This window comes from Mesorhizobium sp. M00.F.Ca.ET.216.01.1.1 (assembly GCF_004010325.2).
In the GTDB taxonomy this organism is placed as follows: Bacteria; Pseudomonadota; Alphaproteobacteria; order Rhizobiales; family Rhizobiaceae; genus Mesorhizobium.
This window is the reverse complement of sequence record NZ_SADR02000239.1, coordinates 1-369: the sequence shown is the minus strand read 5'-3', so window position 1 is coordinate 369 and position 369 is coordinate 1. Positions and strand designations below refer to the sequence as shown.

Sequence of the window (369 nt, the reverse complement as noted above, 5' to 3'; positions counted from 1 at the left end):
AGCGCCTTGACCATGAAGGCCTTGGCGTAGTCCATGTTCTCCAGCCCATAGGCTTTCATGGCATATTTGAACAGGCGGTCATTGTTGACGAAATCGTCGATCGATTTCACCTTGGTGATGTTGGCCAGATAATATTGGGTGTCGCGATCGACCGTCGGCTGTTGCTCGATGCGGGTGATCGACTTGCTGATGTCTTTGGCAATCAACTGATAGCTGGTGTAGGTATTGAGCAAGGACACGCCTCCGGCCGAAGCTATCCCCGGACAATAACGTCACTTCCTTGCGCGAAGCTGAATCGCGTCGGCAGCCTTCGATTCAAGCCTCACACAAGGCACGGGGACTATCCCTGATCCACGACGTGCCATGCGG

Annotated in this window: 1 pseudogene; it reads right to left on the bottom strand. The window is 54.2% G+C overall.

Features of this window, described 5'->3' with window-relative positions:
- A pseudogene (locus EN859_RS35915) lies at positions 1 to 233 on the bottom strand (hypothetical protein); the annotation flags it as partial.
- Between the last annotated feature and the right edge of the window lie 136 nt (positions 234 to 369).